Source organism: Campylobacter sp., from assembly GCF_017646085.1.
In the GTDB taxonomy this organism is placed as follows: domain Bacteria; phylum Campylobacterota; class Campylobacteria; order Campylobacterales; family Campylobacteraceae; genus Campylobacter.
Genome location: NZ_JAGCNF010000036.1, coordinates 1 through 15,398 on the forward strand (window position 1 = coordinate 1; position 15,398 = coordinate 15,398).

At 32.4% G+C, this 15,398-nt stretch carries 16 protein-coding genes, 1 tRNA gene, 1 rRNA gene and 1 pseudogene; 5 read left to right on the forward strand and 14 right to left on the reverse strand.

Translation table 11 applies throughout. The annotated features are described in order from the left end of the window. The 6 genes from J6V67_RS01685 to J6V67_RS01710 form a co-directional block, all read right to left on the reverse strand. Window positions 1–353: ribosomal RNA gene (locus J6V67_RS01685) — 16S ribosomal RNA — on the reverse strand; the annotation flags it as partial. Window positions 354–680: 327 nt separating this feature from the next. Beyond that, entirely contained in the window at window positions 681–1,880 is a 1,200-nt protein-coding gene (locus J6V67_RS01690) for a hypothetical protein (RefSeq protein WP_291857670.1), read from the reverse strand. Between the two features lie 2 nt (window positions 1,881–1,882). After that, the gene (locus tag J6V67_RS01695) at window positions 1,883–2,443 is read right to left on the reverse strand and encodes a DedA family protein (RefSeq protein WP_291857672.1); all 561 of its coding nucleotides are present in this window, start codon (window positions 2,441–2,443) and stop codon (window positions 1,883–1,885) included. Continuing rightward, on the reverse strand, window positions 2,443–3,072 hold the full coding sequence (locus J6V67_RS01700; RefSeq protein WP_291857674.1) for a lipid-binding SYLF domain-containing protein: 630 nt from the start codon (window positions 3,070–3,072) through the stop codon (window positions 2,443–2,445). The genes J6V67_RS01695 and J6V67_RS01700 overlap by 1 nt, the downstream gene beginning before the upstream one ends. A gap of 8 nt (window positions 3,073–3,080) precedes the next feature. Next, window positions 3,081–4,637 (reverse strand): ribonuclease Y, encoded by a 1,557-nt coding sequence (rny, locus tag J6V67_RS01705; protein WP_291857676.1) that lies wholly within the window; start codon window positions 4,635–4,637, stop codon window positions 3,081–3,083. Further along, window positions 4,567–5,196: a 5-formyltetrahydrofolate cyclo-ligase gene (locus tag J6V67_RS01710; RefSeq protein ID WP_291857678.1), complete on the reverse strand. Its 630-nt coding sequence runs from the start codon at window positions 5,194–5,196 to the stop codon at window positions 4,567–4,569. Before J6V67_RS01710 ends, rny begins: the two co-directional genes overlap by 71 nt. Before the next feature lie 58 nt (window positions 5,197–5,254). Here J6V67_RS01710 and J6V67_RS01715 point away from each other — a divergent pair, with 58 nt between their 5' ends. The 4 genes from J6V67_RS01715 (at window position 5,255) to J6V67_RS01730 (ending at window position 8,139) form a co-directional block, all read left to right on the forward strand. Then, window positions 5,255–5,794 (forward strand): TlpA disulfide reductase family protein, encoded by a 540-nt coding sequence (locus tag J6V67_RS01715; RefSeq protein WP_291857680.1) that lies wholly within the window; start codon window positions 5,255–5,257, stop codon window positions 5,792–5,794. Then, entirely contained in the window at window positions 5,794–6,654 is an 861-nt protein-coding gene (gene ftsY, locus J6V67_RS01720) for a signal recognition particle-docking protein FtsY (RefSeq protein WP_291857682.1), read from the forward strand. The genes J6V67_RS01715 and ftsY overlap by 1 nt, the downstream gene beginning before the upstream one ends. An 8-nt stretch (window positions 6,655–6,662) precedes the next feature. Further along, the gene (radA, locus tag J6V67_RS01725) at window positions 6,663–8,003 is read left to right on the forward strand and encodes a DNA repair protein RadA (RefSeq protein WP_291857684.1); all 1,341 of its coding nucleotides are present in this window, start codon (window positions 6,663–6,665) and stop codon (window positions 8,001–8,003) included. 50 nt (window positions 8,004–8,053) lie between these two features. Beyond that, window positions 8,054–8,139, forward strand: a tRNA-Leu gene (locus J6V67_RS01730). Between the two features lie 232 nt (window positions 8,140–8,371). Here J6V67_RS01730 and luxS read toward each other — a convergent pair. The 8 genes from luxS to J6V67_RS01770 all read right to left on the reverse strand — a co-directional run bounded on the left by luxS (window position 8,372) and on the right by J6V67_RS01770 (window position 15,152). Continuing rightward, window positions 8,372–8,875 carry an S-ribosylhomocysteine lyase gene (gene luxS / locus J6V67_RS01735; protein ID WP_291857686.1) on the reverse strand — a complete coding sequence of 168 codons (504 nt, stop codon included), beginning with the start codon at window positions 8,873–8,875 and terminating at the stop codon, window positions 8,372–8,374. A 39-nt stretch (window positions 8,876–8,914) separates the two neighbouring features. After that, a complete protein-coding gene (locus tag J6V67_RS01740) occupies window positions 8,915–9,403 on the reverse strand; it encodes a flavodoxin (protein ID WP_291857688.1) in 489 nt (162 codons plus the stop codon). 2 nt (window positions 9,404–9,405) lie between these two features. Then, entirely contained in the window at window positions 9,406–9,717 is a 312-nt protein-coding gene (locus J6V67_RS01745; protein WP_291857690.1) for a DUF2325 domain-containing protein, read from the reverse strand. Window positions 9,718–9,986: 269 nt separating this feature from the next. Continuing rightward, a complete protein-coding gene (locus tag J6V67_RS01750) occupies window positions 9,987–10,835 on the reverse strand; it encodes a 1-aminocyclopropane-1-carboxylate deaminase (protein WP_291857692.1) in 849 nt (282 codons plus the stop codon). Then, window positions 10,825–11,811, reverse strand: coding sequence for an OmpA family protein (locus J6V67_RS01755; RefSeq protein ID WP_291857694.1), 987 nt, complete (start codon window positions 11,809–11,811; stop codon window positions 10,825–10,827). The genes J6V67_RS01750 and J6V67_RS01755 overlap by 11 nt, the downstream gene beginning before the upstream one ends. Continuing rightward, window positions 11,811–13,172, reverse strand: a complete 1,362-nt coding sequence (locus J6V67_RS01760) for a MotA/TolQ/ExbB proton channel family protein (RefSeq protein WP_291857695.1) — start codon at window positions 13,170–13,172, stop codon at window positions 11,811–11,813. Before J6V67_RS01760 ends, J6V67_RS01755 begins: the two co-directional genes overlap by 1 nt. 90 nt (window positions 13,173–13,262) lie before the next feature. After that, the gene (fbaA, locus tag J6V67_RS01765) at window positions 13,263–14,327 is read right to left on the reverse strand and encodes a class II fructose-bisphosphate aldolase (RefSeq protein ID WP_291857697.1); all 1,065 of its coding nucleotides are present in this window, start codon (window positions 14,325–14,327) and stop codon (window positions 13,263–13,265) included. Window positions 14,328–14,339: 12 nt separating this feature from the next. After that, the gene (locus J6V67_RS01770; protein WP_291857699.1) at window positions 14,340–15,152 is read right to left on the reverse strand and encodes a peptidylprolyl isomerase; all 813 of its coding nucleotides are present in this window, start codon (window positions 15,150–15,152) and stop codon (window positions 14,340–14,342) included. Between the two features lie 112 nt (window positions 15,153–15,264). Between J6V67_RS01770 and J6V67_RS01775 the strand changes: the two are divergent. Next, a pseudogene (locus J6V67_RS01775) lies at window positions 15,265–15,398 on the forward strand (endonuclease III); the annotation flags it as partial.

The following is a 15,398-nucleotide window of genomic DNA, read 5'->3' on the forward strand; positions in this document are numbered from 1 at the left end:
TAGTCTAACAACTGCGAGAGAACAAATGTTTAGAGCATGAGTTATGTTGTGGTATAACTTAACAGTTTAGTTGTGCAATTTAATGTTTTTCTGAAAGGAAAGACATATCATCGTCAGTTTTTTTGAAAAAGTTTTAGGAAAAAACTTTCCCGACTTAACTTGTGTTAAGAAGGAGTATGGAGTATTAGCAGTCATTTCTAACTGTTGTCCTCCAGTGTAGGGCAGATTAACTATACATTACTCACCCGTGCGCCACTAACTCATAAGAGCAAGCTCTTACTCGTCCGTTCGACTTGCATGTATTAGGCACGCCGCCAGCGTTCACTATGAGCCAGGATCAAACTCTCCATAAAAAATTAAAGTAGATAAACTACTTAAGTATTATGAAGTTTTAATCTAAAAACTTTATATCTGTTATATAAGTATTGAATCTATTATAATATAATAAGATTCTGGCTCAATCGATCACTTGTTTAGATTTCAAAGATTGACTATAAAAGATAGTTTAACATTATAAAAATTAAAAAACAAAAAAACGATAAAGAGATGATTTAACCAAGCTTTTCAGAAGGTTAAGGTGTTTCTCAATTCGTGAGCTGGAATTATATAAGAGATATGCTTAAAATAAGCTTAAATATTAGGGGAATTTCTAAAAAATTTAAAAAAATTTGCAAATTTGGTTAGAAATCAGCTAAAATATCGCTAAATTTGACAGAATTATTAAAAATTAACTCGCCATTTTCTCTTTGAGATTTAAATTTAGATATATAACCCTCACCATTTTTTATTAAAATTCCACTACTTATTAAAAAATTTTCATAAAAAGATATAAATTCCAGCCCTTTTATTGTAGATATTGGGCGTAAAGCTATAAATTCGCCGTCTAAATTTATATCTGTTATATCAAAACTATCTCCTCTAAGGTTAAATTTTAACTCAAAAAGATCATTAATACTAATTTTATCAACATATAAAACTGGATTATAACTAATAAATACATCTATTAATCCAATACTTTTAGACCCAAACATAATGTTAAAAACCATCTTATAACTATCAATAATAAGATTTTCTAAACGAATTTTAGAATTTATATTATCAATCATAATATTATTTATTGCCACATTTTTGGCATGTATATTACTTATAATATTTGCTAGATTATTAGTAATGGTTTTGGAGTCAAATTTTACTTCATCGCTTACTATATTAATAAGCGGAACATTTGCTCTTAAATTTTTAATGCTAATATTTAACTCATTTGGATTAAATTTAAATAGATCAAAGCTAGCAAATTCAAGCCCATCTAAATAATCAATTTCGATATCGACTCCATTAAAAACACTACTAATGCCATCAAATTCAAAATCAGCTTTATCGAAACGTACGCCTAGAAAATATAAGCGCTCTGTATCAAATGTTGTGCTAATATCTATACTAGAAATTGTAAAAAGATTGTGATTTTCAATGATTTTTAGCGGAGAAATCTGAGCTTTTAGCTGACTAATACCTCCGTTTATAGGAATATTTAGATTAAATTTAGCCAATACTGAGTTTTCATTTTGTGTCAAATCCATCTTTAATCGATGGTCTAAATCACAAATATCACCTACAATATCTAGTCCATTAAAAATTGAAATAGCACTATGATGGCTAAAAATATTAAATTGAAGATTGAAATCTTTATATTTTAGAGTAAAATTTAGATTGCTAGAAAAAATTGAGTTATTTTGATTTATGTTTGATAAAGTAAATTCGCTACTATTTTTAAGTTTATTTATGGCCGAGCTTAAAACAAAATTGGAAAAAAGATAGGCATATCCATGCAAGCCAACCATCAAAATAAGTAGACTTGCAATGAGATATGCAAACTTTTTCATAGTTATCTCTTTTTAGTTGCCCAGCTAAAATATAGCCAAATCAACCCCAATAAAATAAATAAAAATAGCGGAACCAAATAGCTGTGATCACCAAAATAGCTAGCAAATTTAGAAATAAATCCACCAGCATAGTAGCTAGCTAGTCCAAGACTAATAGCCCATATAGCTGAGCAAATAGCATTAATAATAGTAAATTTAATTAAACTATACTTAGTAAGCCCTATTGCTAAAGGAACTAAAGTTTTTAATCCATAGATATATTTTTTGATAAAAATAATCTTATCTCCATATTTTTTAAATAAAATTTGAGCTAAGGCTAATTTTCTTTTATGCGATTTAAAATATGGCATTACTGAGCTTTTATTATACCTACCCATATATACCAAAATCATATCGCCAATAAAATTTGCCACTGCTGCAATAATAATAGATAACGTCAAATTCATATTGCCTTCAAAACTCAAAAGCCCTGCTCCAATAATAGCCACCATACCGCCGCCAAGACTATATAAAAATAAAATTAAATAGCCATAAGTTGAGAGATTTGTAAGTATATCTTGCATTATCTTACCACCGTTATAGCATGCATTAATTGTTTATAACCGTATGAATTTGTATTGAAACGTATTTTATCATCAACGGTTATTACTGATCCACCAAGATTTGCCCCAGCAAAAAAGCCGCTGTTATTTGTATAAATATAAATATCACTAAAGCCAATATCACTAACTATTTCATTTTTAGTACCATAATCCATAAAACTTACTGACGCACTAGCGCTAAGAGTAAGCTTATTATCATAAATATCTTTAATTACTGCTGGATTCATCACATACATCACTAAAAAATTATTCTCATATCCAGCTTGCAACCCAATAGTTGCCCCGCCAAGTCTCACAGGAACTGCACTCCAGTTGCTGTTTAGATGGCGAGTAAGGTTATCATCGCTATAAAATTCATCTACATCATCACGCACAAGCATAACTCCACGCCCTATAGTCGCTCCAAGGATAAATCCGGCCTTAACAAAAGTAGGAAAAACAATAATCGCAGATGAATTTGTAACGATAGGCTGGGAGATTTTATTAATTCTATTAATATGATTATAGGCATTTGCGCTGTCTAATAATCTCTCATTTCCACCATATAATAAGCTTAAACTAAATAAAACCAACCAGATAACCCTTATCATTTGCGCCCCTATTTTGCGTACTCTACGGCTCGTAATTCTCGGATTACATTTACTTTAATCTCACCTGGGTATTGCATTTTACTCTCTATCTCTTCAGCGATCTCTTTGGCTAAAAGCACAGCCTCATCATCATTTACTAACTGAGCATTAGCAATTACCCTTATCTCACGACCAGCATTTATAGCATAGGCGTTTTTAATCCCTTCTTTTGAATTTGCTATATTTTCTATCTCTTCTACTCTTTTTAAGAAATTCTCTAAAACCTCACGCCTAGCCCCTGGTCTAGCTGCTGATAGCGCATCAGCAGCACATACTGCAGCGCATTCTACGCTTAATGCCTCTTCATGACCGTGGTGGGCATATATCGCATTGATTACTACTGGATGCTCTTTATAGCGTTTGCAAATTTCAGCACCTAAATCTACATGGCTACCTTGATACTCATGTGTAAGCGCCTTGCCTATATCATGTAATATACCAGCCCTAATAGCTAGTTTTTCATCTCCACCAGTCTCAGCAGCTATTATTCCTGCTAAATGAGCAACCTCTAGGCTATGCGCTAAAGCATTTTGACCATAGCTGGCTCTAAATTTCATCTTACCAATTAATTTAACAATTTCAGGATGAACTTTAGTAATGCCAAGGTCTATTAGGATATTTTCACCCTCTTCTAAAATACTAGCCTCAAATTCCTCGCAAACCTTTTGATGAATCTCTTCTATTCTAGCTGGCTGGATTCTACCATCTTCTACTAGCAGCTCAATTACTCTTGTCGCAATTGCTCTTCTATATAAATTAAAGCTTGAAAGTACAATAGCGTGAGGTGTATCATCAATGATAATATCTACTCCTAAAACCATCTCAAGAGTTTTGATATTTCTTCCTTCTTTGCCAATAATTCTACCTTTTAACTCATCATTTTTAATATCTACTACATTAATTAATCTCTCAGCAGCAAACTCTCCAGCAAATCTACTAGTAGCTTGAGCTAGAATATAATTAGCCTTTTTCTTTGCCTCTCGTTTGGCTTCTTCTTCATATTTTCTAACTATGTGCGCTATATCAGCACGACTTTTTTCTTCGACTTTTTTAAGTACCAATTCTTTGGCTTCATCTTGGGTAAGACCAGCTATACGCTCCATAGTTTTTAGTACTTCGTCAATCTTTTCTTGATATGAATTTTTTAAATTCAAACCCTCTTCATATAAAGCATTAGCTCTATTTTGACTCTGTTCCAAATCGATTTTAGCACTATTTAAGCTCTCTTTTTGAGATAATAAATTTTGCTCTTTTTTATTTATCTCATCAAATTTTTGATTATACTCTTTTTGAAGCTTACTGCCTTTTTCCTCATATCTTTTTTTAGCTTCAAACTCAGCCTCGCTTACCTTAACTTTAGCATCTTTAAGCACACTCTCAGCTTCAAATTCAATAGCCTTAGCCTTAGCCTTTGCCTGTTCTAAAAATATACTATAATTAGCATCATTTATCTTTTTAGATATTAGCCAACCGCCTCCAGCTCCAAAAATTAAGCCTCCTAATCCTACTAGCGACATCTCTATCATAACATACCTTTTTTATATATTTTTTAGTAGGTGTGATATAAAAGTCTGCACAAATATCATGTGCATCACAAATTTTATCATTAATATACATATCTTTTATACTCACAAACACGACAACTGGCCTATATCCTAGACTATCAAAAAATCTATCATAAAATCCAGCCCCATGACCTACTCTAGCCATATTTGTATCTACTGCAATTACTGGCACTATTGCCATATCTATCTTTTTTTTATAAGCATTTGAATCTCTTGCTTCTTTAATGCCAAATTTAGATACAAAAAGGGGTAGGCGCAATTTTACCATTTTTAAGCTTTTATCTACCATAAATGGGACAAATATTGTGCATTTTTTTGCTAGCTTTCGTCTAAGCATTATCAAATTTGGCTCTGTTGGCATAGGGGTAAAAATCAACAAATTTTTTACATTATAAAATCTAATAAGTTTTATAATATCCGAATTTAGCCTATTTTTATAGCTACTTGCTACTCTTTTAGACTCTTTTTTAAGAGCAGATTTTGCAATTTTTCTATAAGTTTGCTTATCAAATTTAACCATAATATTAATCTTTATTTAGTATAATTGCGGTATTTTACCAAAAAATTAGGAAAATGCTATGAAATTTAAAATCTTTTTAGTAGCGGCCTTGCTAGTATTTTTTGCTGGCTGCGATGATAAAAATGACAAAGAACCATCTACGCCATCAGTTATGCAAGCTGACTACTCAAAACCATTTAAACTCCCATTAAACGATGGCACAGAACTTAATATGCAAAAGCGTAATGATGGATATGATATTGATATTAAAGATAAGGCAGTATTTTTAAATTTCTTTGCTACTTGGTGCCCTCCATGCAAAGTAGAAATTCCATATCTTGTATCGCTTCAAGATAAATTTAAAGATAAGCTTCAAGTCATTGGAGTCTCAGTTGATGAGATAAGCCTAGAACAAGCAAATGAATTTAAAGAGTTGTTAAATATCAATTATCCAATTGCCTATACCAAGGCAAATGAATATCTAATCTCATCGCTTGGCGGTGTAGTTGGAATTCCCTTTAGTATTTTATACTATCCAAATGGCAAACTTGCCACATCTTATAGCGGGTTAGTACCTATTGAGATGCTTGAAAATGATATTAAAAAGGTGATTAAATAATGTTTAGCTTTCTTAAAAAAGGTCTTGAAAAAACCATAAGTGCCTTTACTGGTTCTAAACCAGCAGATAAAAAAATTACTAAAGATGTTCTTGAAGAGCTTTTACTAGAAGCGGATGTACCATATGAAATAGTACAAGAGATTATATATTACCTTCCACCACGTGAAATAGTAGATAAAGCTGATCTATCTAGAGTTATGCAAACATACTTTATGTATGATAGCAAAAGCATAGAAGCCAAGCCATTTGTTATGATGATATTAGGCGTAAATGGTGCTGGTAAAACAACTACAATAGCTAAATTAGCAAATTTATTTAAATCAAATTCAAAAAGCGTTATTTTAGGTGCTAGCGATACATTTAGAGCTGGTGCAATAGAACAACTACGCCAATGGGCAACCAGATTAGAAGTGCCAATAATTGCTTCAAGCCAAGGTCACGATCCAGCAGCTGTAGCCTACGATACTATTAGTTCAGCAGTAGCCAAAGGTATGGATTATGCTATAATCGATACAGCTGGTAGGCTACAAAATCAAAAAAATCTAGCAAGTGAGTTAGAAAAGATCTCAAGAATAAGTGATAAAGCTCTAAGTGGCGCCCCACACCAAAAAATCTTAATACTAGATGGTACGCAAGGAAGCGCTGGAGTTGCTCAGGCTAAGGCATTCAATGAAATTATAAAGGTCGATGGAGTAATAATTACTAAGCTTGATGGTACTGCTAAAGGTGGTGCATTATTTGGAATTGCTAGGGAACTTGAGTTGCCTATTTTATACATTGGTGTTGGTGAGAGCAAAGACGATTTAATTAAATTTAATCCAAAAGAGTTCGTAGATACTATCTGCGATGCTATATTTTAAAAATAAAAATGGCAAAATTAAAAACTCTATTTGAATGTGAAGCATGTGGAAATCATCAAAGTAAATGGATGGGCAAATGTCCGCAATGCGGTGCCTGGGAGAGTTTTATAGAGCTTAGTAATGAGCAAATAAAAGCAAGCCAAGAATTAGCAAAACTAACTAAAACCACAAAAAATGCTACACCAATATCTCAAATTCAAATAGAACAGATAAAACGCAAATCCACCGGCGATAATGAGCTTGACCTTGTATTAGGTGGTGGAGTAGTAAGTGGTTCGCTAGTTTTAATAGGCGGGAGTCCTGGCATTGGCAAATCAACTCTACTGCTGAAAATTGCTTCAAATTTAGCTAATGATAATCAAAAAGTCTTATATGTCAGCGGCGAAGAGAGTGCTAGTCAGATCAAATTAAGAGCTGATCGCCTAAATGCTAATAGCGATAATCTATTTTTGCTAACCGAGATTGATCTCTCATCTATACTAGCTGAAGTAGCTAAAAATGAGTATAAAGCTATAGTTATAGACTCTATTCAAACTCTATATAGTGATAAGATTAGCTCTGCACCAGGCTCTATATCGCAAGTTAGAGAGATTACATTTGAGCTAATGAGACTAGCCAAAAAAGATGATATAGCAATATTTATCATTGGCCATATAACCAAAGAAGGCTCTATAGCTGGACCTAGAATTTTAGAACATATGGTAGATGTAGTATTATATTTTGAAGGTGATAGCAGCAAAGAACTGAGAATTTTAAGAGGAATTAAAAACCGATTTGGTACAACTAGCGAGGTTGGTATCTTTGAAATGAGAAGCAATGGATTAGTGAGTGCTAAAGATATTAGTAGTAAATTTTTTACTCGTGGTAGCGCAGTTAGCGGCTCAGCTATTACTGTAACAATGGAAGGAAGCCGTGCGTTAGTAGTAGAAATTCAAGCCTTAGTATGTGAAAGTAGCTACCCAAAAAGAAGCTCAACTGGATTTGATAAAAATCGCTTAGATATGATTTTAGCACTTTTAGAGCGCAAGCTTGAGATTCCACTTGGTCATTATGATGTTTTTATCAATGTTACAGGCGGAGTAAAAATCAACGAACCAGCCTGCGATTTAGCCGTAGTTGCTGCTATAATATCTAGCTTTCGCAACCGCCCAATATCTAAAGAAAGCGTATTTATCGGTGAGCTTAGTTTAAATGGAGAGATTAGAGAAATTTTTAACCTTGATGCAAGACTAAAAGAGGCAACACTTCAAAAATTTAAGAATGCAATCACACCAAACAAACCATTAGAAAAATCAACTATAAAGACATTTGTAGCCAAAGAAATTACACAAGTTTTAGAGTGGATGTAGATAAATTTAGGATATTTTAATCTGAATTTAGATACAATTTTAATCTTTATGCCTGAGTGGTGAAATGGTAGACACGCTAGACTCAAAATCTGGTAGGGGCGACCCTGTGTCGGTTCGAGTCCGACCTCAGGTACCAAGACCCTTTTTTAACACTTTTCTTAAACTTTCAAAAACCCCCAAAAATACGAGCTTTACAAGTAATTTAAGCTTTCCTTTGTTATCATCTTATTTCAATTGTTTTCAGTATAAAGTATACACAAGAGTGTACACACAAATAAAAAATATAAAATAAATAGCTATTTAAATATAGTTTTTACTATAAAAATAGCTATTTTATTTCTTAAACGATTAAATCCCTATTTACTAAATCATTTAATCTTACTAAAATCTAGTTTGATAGCCTCATTGTCAATATGACTAATACCTACATTTAGCACATTTTGTGCTATCTCTTTTGCTTCATCTAGTGAATGCATCTTATATGTACCACATTGGTACTCATTTAGCTCTGGGATATCATTTTGGCTTTTTACGGATAAAACATCATTCATAGAAAGCCTCCACGCCTCTATCACATCGCTAATAGATGGAGTACCTATAAGACTCATATAAAATCCAGTTCTACACCCCATCGGAGATATATCAATGATTTCAACACTATTTGAATTCAGATGATCTCTCATAAATCCAGCAAATAAATGCTCTAAAGTGTGAATACCACGCTCAGGTAAGATATCTAAATTTGGCTTGCAAAACCTAAGATCAAAGACGCTTATATCATCGCCTTTTGGAGTTTTCATCACCTTAGCAAGCCTTACGCCAGGTGCATTCATAATAGTATGATCTACGCAAAAACTATCAAGTAATGGCATATTTAATCCTTTATAATTTTTGCGTAATTGTATCAAAAATTAGCTGAAATTTGCTCTGATTTGATCACACCAATTAGCAATTAGTGAATCTACTTGATCGCCATAGTTATCAAAATCAAGTGCTAGGCCGACAAATCCACCATTTCTAGCAGCTTTTGAATCAGTAAAATCAAAACTTGGAGCAGCTGTAGCACCTACGATATTAGCACCAAGCTCACTACATTTATCAAATAAAATTCCTAAAGCATCACAATATGTATCATCATAGCTAGAACTATCGCCAACGCCAAATAGCGCAACTGTTTTACCGCTTAAATTTAACTCTGAAAAATCAAAAGCGTCCATATCATCTTGCAAATCACCACTTCCCCATGTAGATGATCCTATAATTAGCTTATCAAATCCATTAATCTCACTTGCACTTGTCTCAGCTATGTTTAAAACTGTATCAATACCTAAATTTGCTGCGATTTTATTTGCTGCTTCCTCTGCATTTCCCATTGTACTACCAAAAATTACTGCTGTCATATTTACCTTTCGCAATTAAATTTACTCTCAAGCCCAAAAACCTTGCAATACTCACAATATACACAGCTTACACTTCTTTTAGCGCAAACTAATTTAATATTACGTTTTTTGACTTCAGATTTTATCTTTTTCATCGTATTATGATTTAAAAAACTAGTTAGCATCACTACACACTCCACCTCTTGAGGTATTGGTTTGCGATTTACTCTATTTTCATTTCTTGCATCCCAGTGCTCAATCTTGCTAACACCTAATCCTTGTAAAACCGCTCTAATCGGTGCTATTTCATCTGCGCCTATTACTAAAACTGACATCGTTTGCCTTTATAGTATTTTGATAATTATTATTATAATCTAGCTATTATAAATTTTAGCTTATTTTGATTATAATTATCAAAAATATTTTAAAAAGCTCTTCTTTAGCACCATAAAAAGATTAAATTCAAATTTATATAAAATTATAATTGATAAATGATATCAACTATACTACTTTATTCCTCCTTATTTTATCTTATTTAATTAAGAGCTAAATTATATGATTTAGCTAAAAAAGTATATCTAAAATATAATAACTAAATATAAATTCATTGATTAAATTTTCTTTTATACCTATCTAAAAGCGTAATATTTCCTAATATTCCACCCTGATGAATGTATAAAATTTCATTTTGAAATTTATCTAAATTATTCATCAAAGTAAGCCACCCTACTCCATCATATAGAAGTTCAAACTCTATATTAGTATTTAAAAGCTCCTTATATATCTCATATATTTCAAGATACAACTTGCCAAAATGATATTTTTTTGGTGGGTTTAATATCTTAATCTTGCTAAATGGGTCAAGAGTTAAAATTTGCTCTTTTAAATACTTAGCATCACCTACGCAAGGCACACTCCAAACATACATATCATTTAAATTTTTAGCTAAAAATGCAGCACTACACCCTGTTCCACTAGGTAAAAATATATCAAATTTAATTCCATTTTTTTTAGCATAATCTTGGATTATTTTAGCTTGTTCTTTAAATCCTACCTCTGCCTCACGCATTGCTACACCCTCAGGAATAAAAAGATCTGTACTTGATTTACATTCATCTTGGGCTGATTTTGATGGGTTGGCACTTATTTTAATATCCATACCATTTTTTAGTGCATAAGCATAATTTCCACATGGATTATCTAATAAAAAATCACAAATATGATGGGTAAAATATACAAATTTAACTCCACGCATTTTAGCTAAAAGACTAATAGAATACATAGCATTTGACTGGCTTGAGCCATATGAAATTATGCGATTTATGTGGTTTAAATTTGAATTTAACAAAAAGGCAAGTTTTCTAGCTTTATTACCATTAAACTCGCCACCTATTAAATCATCTCGTAAAACCCAAAACCTACGTCCTCTAAAATAGATTGACTCAATTGGCACTCTGATTTAAAACCTTATCAATGAAATATTTAGGATCTTGTAAATCAAATTTAATTTTTATCCTAAAGCTTGCTGATGGGTCTTCTAGACCATCTTTTAATATTGGTTCACTATTACTTTTTCCAATAGCAACCAAATATCTACTTAAGTTTTCATTTTTATAAATTGCGTAGGCAAATTTCATAATCTCTAACGCTTGTTTTTGGGATAAATCTAGATTATGCATATATCCACCATCACTATCTGTATGACATTCAATGATAATTTTATTGATATTTTGCACTACTTCAGAACTTAGCATATAATCTAAATAGACTTTAAAAATTCTGCGCAGATCAAATTTGGCATCATCTCTAATAACAGATGAGTTAATGTTAAAAATCTTTGCTGCATCCATAGTAATCTCAGCAGTTTTAGGATCTATCTGCGCTATATTTACTAGCTTAGACTTAAGAGATAAAGCGATGTTTTCTCTAATTTTTGTATAGTTTTCTAAGCTACTTTTATAATTTTGTAAGTCGTTTTCAATAGCATCTATTTGAATATCTCGCTGATTGATTTGATTATTTAGATCGCTGATTAACTCCTCTTGTTTATTAATATGTGCTGTTAGTTCATCATTTTTTAAACTAATCACATCCAAGCTATTATTTATAGTTGATGTTGCTTTGCTTAGTTCTTTATTTAAATTTAAATAAAGCTGCTCGATATTATTACTATCAGGATTTGATTTTAGTTGTTCAATAAAGCTTTTAATGCTCTCGTGTTTTTTATTTAGCTCCTTATTTGCAGCATTTAAAGAAGCGATATTATCATTTAAATCCTTTTGGAGGTATGCTAAATTTGAAGCAGAGATAGAGTATCGTACAACTACTACCCCAACTACTAAAACAAAGATAAAAAACAACCCTGTTATGAGTCCAATATAACTAAGCCAAAAGCTTGATCTCTCATCATTTGATATATTAATTCTCATCAATCTTTCTTTTCATCACTTGATTTTGATTCTTCTTCATCTGATTTTAAGATAGTTTCAAAGTCAGTTTTTTCTAGCATCTCTAGGGCGATATTTGCTTCATTATCTATCTCTTGGATACTTTTTTTAAGCTCTTCAACAATAACACTACTACTATCTTTACCTACGCTCTCCTCATCAAATGCATCTTTAAATGCTTGCATACCATCGACAATAGCAATCTTAAACCCATCTAAAGCAAGCTGCTGCTTCTCAAGAATATTTACACTAAACTCCTCTAGCGATCTTTCAAATTTAATAATATTCATACCTAGATTATAAACAGTTTTATCGAGCTTTGTAACTTTCTCATCGCTAATGCTTTGCAATCTTGCATAACTCTCGCTCCATCTAATTTGCAGCTCTTTTATATTGCTATTGAATAAATTTAAAACATTAATAATCTCAGCATGAATCTTAATCATATCTTTTTGATCTCTTTGTGATCTTATTAACATATCCATTGTCTGTTTAATATGCTCACCACTTACTTTTACAGCTTCCTCTTCAGTCTGTAAAAGCTTAGTAAAATTATCAAATTTTTTCTGCACAACATTATCAAGCTCTTTGAAAAATTCTTGTTTACTAACATAATCAAATATCACACCAATTTTCTCAAAGCTACCTAATGTCTCTTGCATATATCTTTTTTGAATCTCATCAGAAGTCCAAAAAAACGACATCGTAGCATTCTTTTGTCTAGCAATTAATCTCTCAAATCTACTAATACCATATCGCTCAAAAAATATCCACCAAAGCGCTAAAAATATCCCATAAGCACACAGATAAAAAGATACCCCAATACCTGCAAATAGTTGAGTAATCTCACTCTCTAAACTAAGCATATCAGCCGAGCTTAAAACCGGCATAGATATCCCAATACTCACAAATGTCCCAAAAACTCCAAGCATAGGAAAAACTCCAGTCGCCACAGCTGCAAAGTTGTCATTTCGCACATCTTTAGAGTATCTAGAAGCAAATTCATCAAAGCTGCCATTTGATTTTCTCTCCTTACCAATTGTAAGTAGAGTTTTGATGATATAATTTTTTAGCTCTTTTTTAAATATATCTTTTTTTTGTTCAAATAGACAACACCCAAGCTCAGCACTATGTCTAGCAAAAGCTAATGCCACAACAAGCATAAGTCCCATAATAATAACAATATCAAGTCCAACTTTAAATTTTATAATATCAAAATAGCACAGTATACACATTATATATACCAAAATCGGTACTAATACAATTTTAAAATATACAAATTTACTCTGTCTATTTCCACTCTCAGGCAGAGATATCTCGCCAAGTTCGCTCTCTTTTTCCATTTAAATTTCCTTCTAAATTGCGCTAAGCTTAACTATCAAAAATGGCTAAGCTTAAAGCAATTTAGCCAAAGATATCTTTGGCTAAATAGTTTAATTTTTATTGATACAGTTTAAATCCTCAAAAGCTTCTAAAAGTCTTTTTACCATACTTTCTTCGCCTTCTCTTAGCCATTTTCTAGGATCATAATATTTTTTATTTGGCTTATCACTACCTTCTGGGTTTCCTATTTGACCTTGTAAATAGTCATGATTTTTAGCCTCATATCCACGCACACCATCCCAGAATGCCCACTGAGTATCAGTATCGATATTCATCTTAATTACACCATAGCTTACCGCTGCTTTAATATCAGCTAGCTCACTACCGCTTCCACCGTGAAATACAAAATTTACTGGTTTGTTGCTCGTTGTGTTAAATTTGGCTTTGATATACTCTTGAGAATTTTTAAGAATCTCTGGACGCAGCACGACATTACCAGGCTTATAAACGCCATGTACATTGCCAAAACTTGCAGCTATGCTAAATTTATCACTAATCTTGCCAAGTCTCTCATATGCCATAGCTACATCTTCAGGCTGAGTGTATAAAAGAGCATTATCTACATTTGTATTATCTACGCCATCTTCTTCACCGCCAGTTACACCAAGCTCAATCTCAAGCGCTATACCAAGATCGCTTAAAGTTTTTAAATACTCTTGACAAGTAGCTAAATTCTCTTCTAATGGCTCTTCGCTTAGATCTAGCATATGTGAGCTAAATAGAGGAACCCCGCAACTTTTAATATTTTCACGGCTAGCTTCTATAAGAGAATCTATCCATGGTAAAAGCTTTCTAGCAGCATGATCAGTATGCAAAATTACAGGAATTCCATATGCTTGAGCTAGTAGATGAACCTGTTTAGCTCCAGCTATAGCGCCAAGTACATCACCATTTGGACAAGCTTTGCCAGCGTAATAGCTTGCACCGCCATTACTAAATTGCACTATAACAGGCGAATTTGCTCTTTTAGCTGCTTCCATTACTGCATTTATAGAGTGGCTTCCTACGACATTAACTGCTGGAATTGCAAAGCCTTCGCTTTTAGCATACTCATATAACTTACTAAGATCCTCACCCCAGACTACGCCAGGTTTAACGATATTTGTTACTCCCATATCATACCCCTATTATTTGTATTCTATTTTTGCACCTTGTCTTAGTTCGTTCATTTTGCCTTGCATTACAGTTCTAAATTTTTCACTTCTTAGCTGCTCTTCAATATTCTTTTTAACCTTATCATATGCAACAGTAGTTTTGGCTTTTGAATCCTCTTTTAAGATTACATGATATCCAAATTCACTCTTAACTGGTTTTATAGTGATTGTTCCATTTTTTAGAGCAAATGCAGCCTTGCTAAATGCAGGAACCATTCTAGACTCATCAAACCAACCTAGTTCGCCACCATTCATAGCACTACCTTTATCAATTGATTTAGTCTTAGCTAATTCGCTAAATTTAGCTGTTAGTGCATCACCTTTTAAGCCTTTTAGTTGTGCAATTATATCTTCAGCCTCTTTTTGAGTACCCACTAAGATATGTTTTGCTTTTGCTTGGGCTGGACTGACAAAAATTGTATCTTTATTTTTCTCATAAAATGCTTTTACATCAGCTTCAGAGATTTTTACTTTTTTATATTCATTTTGTGTCCAAACATTTCTTAAAACATTATCTTGGCTGAATTTAAGTGCATCTTTATACTCAGTAGTCTTTTCAATGCCATCTTTTTTAGCTTGTTCTAGAATTAATTGACCATTAATAGCCACATCTATTAGTTGTTTTTTCATTTGATCTGGAATTTTATCAAAATCTGCACCATGCGCACCAAGTAGTGGAGCTAAATCTTTATCAGTAATCTCCTCACCATTTACAGTTGCTAAAACCGCTGCATTTAAACTCATAGTAGCAGCTAAGCTAAGAGCTAGAAATAGACCTTTTTTCATCTGTTTTTCCTTCAGTATTAAATTTTTAAAATAAGTCCAATATTATACTATAAATTTGATTATATCTTATTGAATTTAGATTATGTTTTTTATATTTTGTTATAATCAAAATATGAGAAGTAAAAAAGATATAAATGAAATAAAAGCACTATTTTTAGAGCATTTTAGTGGAGCAAAGACTGAGTTAAATTTTAAAAATCTATATGAGCTTTTAGTAGCTGTAATGCTCTCAGCCCAGTGCACGGA

Bases quoted from the DNA above. Each gene is read 5' to 3' on its own strand.
- J6V67_RS01690 (WP_291857670.1), bottom strand. From the start codon at position 1,880: ATGAAAAAGTTTGCATATCTCATTGCAAGTCTACTTATTTTGATGGTT.
- J6V67_RS01695 (WP_291857672.1), bottom strand. From the start codon at position 2,443: ATGCAAGATATACTTACAAATCTCTCAACTTATGGCTATTTAATTTTA.
- J6V67_RS01700 (WP_291857674.1), bottom strand. From the start codon at position 3,072: ATGATAAGGGTTATCTGGTTGGTTTTATTTAGTTTAAGCTTATTATAT.
- rny (WP_291857676.1), bottom strand. From the start codon at position 4,637: ATGATAGAGATGTCGCTAGTAGGATTAGGAGGCTTAATTTTTGGAGCT.
- J6V67_RS01710 (WP_291857678.1), bottom strand. From the start codon at position 5,196: ATGGTTAAATTTGATAAGCAAACTTATAGAAAAATTGCAAAATCTGCT.
- J6V67_RS01715 (WP_291857680.1), top strand. From the start codon at position 5,255: ATGAAATTTAAAATCTTTTTAGTAGCGGCCTTGCTAGTATTTTTTGCT.
- ftsY (WP_291857682.1), top strand. From the start codon at position 5,794: ATGTTTAGCTTTCTTAAAAAAGGTCTTGAAAAAACCATAAGTGCCTTT.
- radA (WP_291857684.1), top strand. From the start codon at position 6,663: ATGGCAAAATTAAAAACTCTATTTGAATGTGAAGCATGTGGAAATCAT.
- luxS (WP_291857686.1), bottom strand. From the start codon at position 8,875: ATGCCATTACTTGATAGTTTTTGCGTAGATCATACTATTATGAATGCA.
- J6V67_RS01740 (WP_291857688.1), bottom strand. From the start codon at position 9,403: ATGACAGCAGTAATTTTTGGTAGTACAATGGGAAATGCAGAGGAAGCA.
- J6V67_RS01745 (WP_291857690.1), bottom strand. From the start codon at position 9,717: ATGTCAGTTTTAGTAATAGGCGCAGATGAAATAGCACCGATTAGAGCG.
- J6V67_RS01755 (WP_291857694.1), bottom strand. From the start codon at position 11,811: ATGAGAATTAATATATCAAATGATGAGAGATCAAGCTTTTGGCTTAGT.
- J6V67_RS01760 (WP_291857695.1), bottom strand. From the start codon at position 13,172: ATGGAAAAAGAGAGCGAACTTGGCGAGATATCTCTGCCTGAGAGTGGA.
- fbaA (WP_291857697.1), bottom strand. From the start codon at position 14,327: ATGGGAGTAACAAATATCGTTAAACCTGGCGTAGTCTGGGGTGAGGAT.
- J6V67_RS01770 (WP_291857699.1), bottom strand. From the start codon at position 15,152: ATGAAAAAAGGTCTATTTCTAGCTCTTAGCTTAGCTGCTACTATGAGT.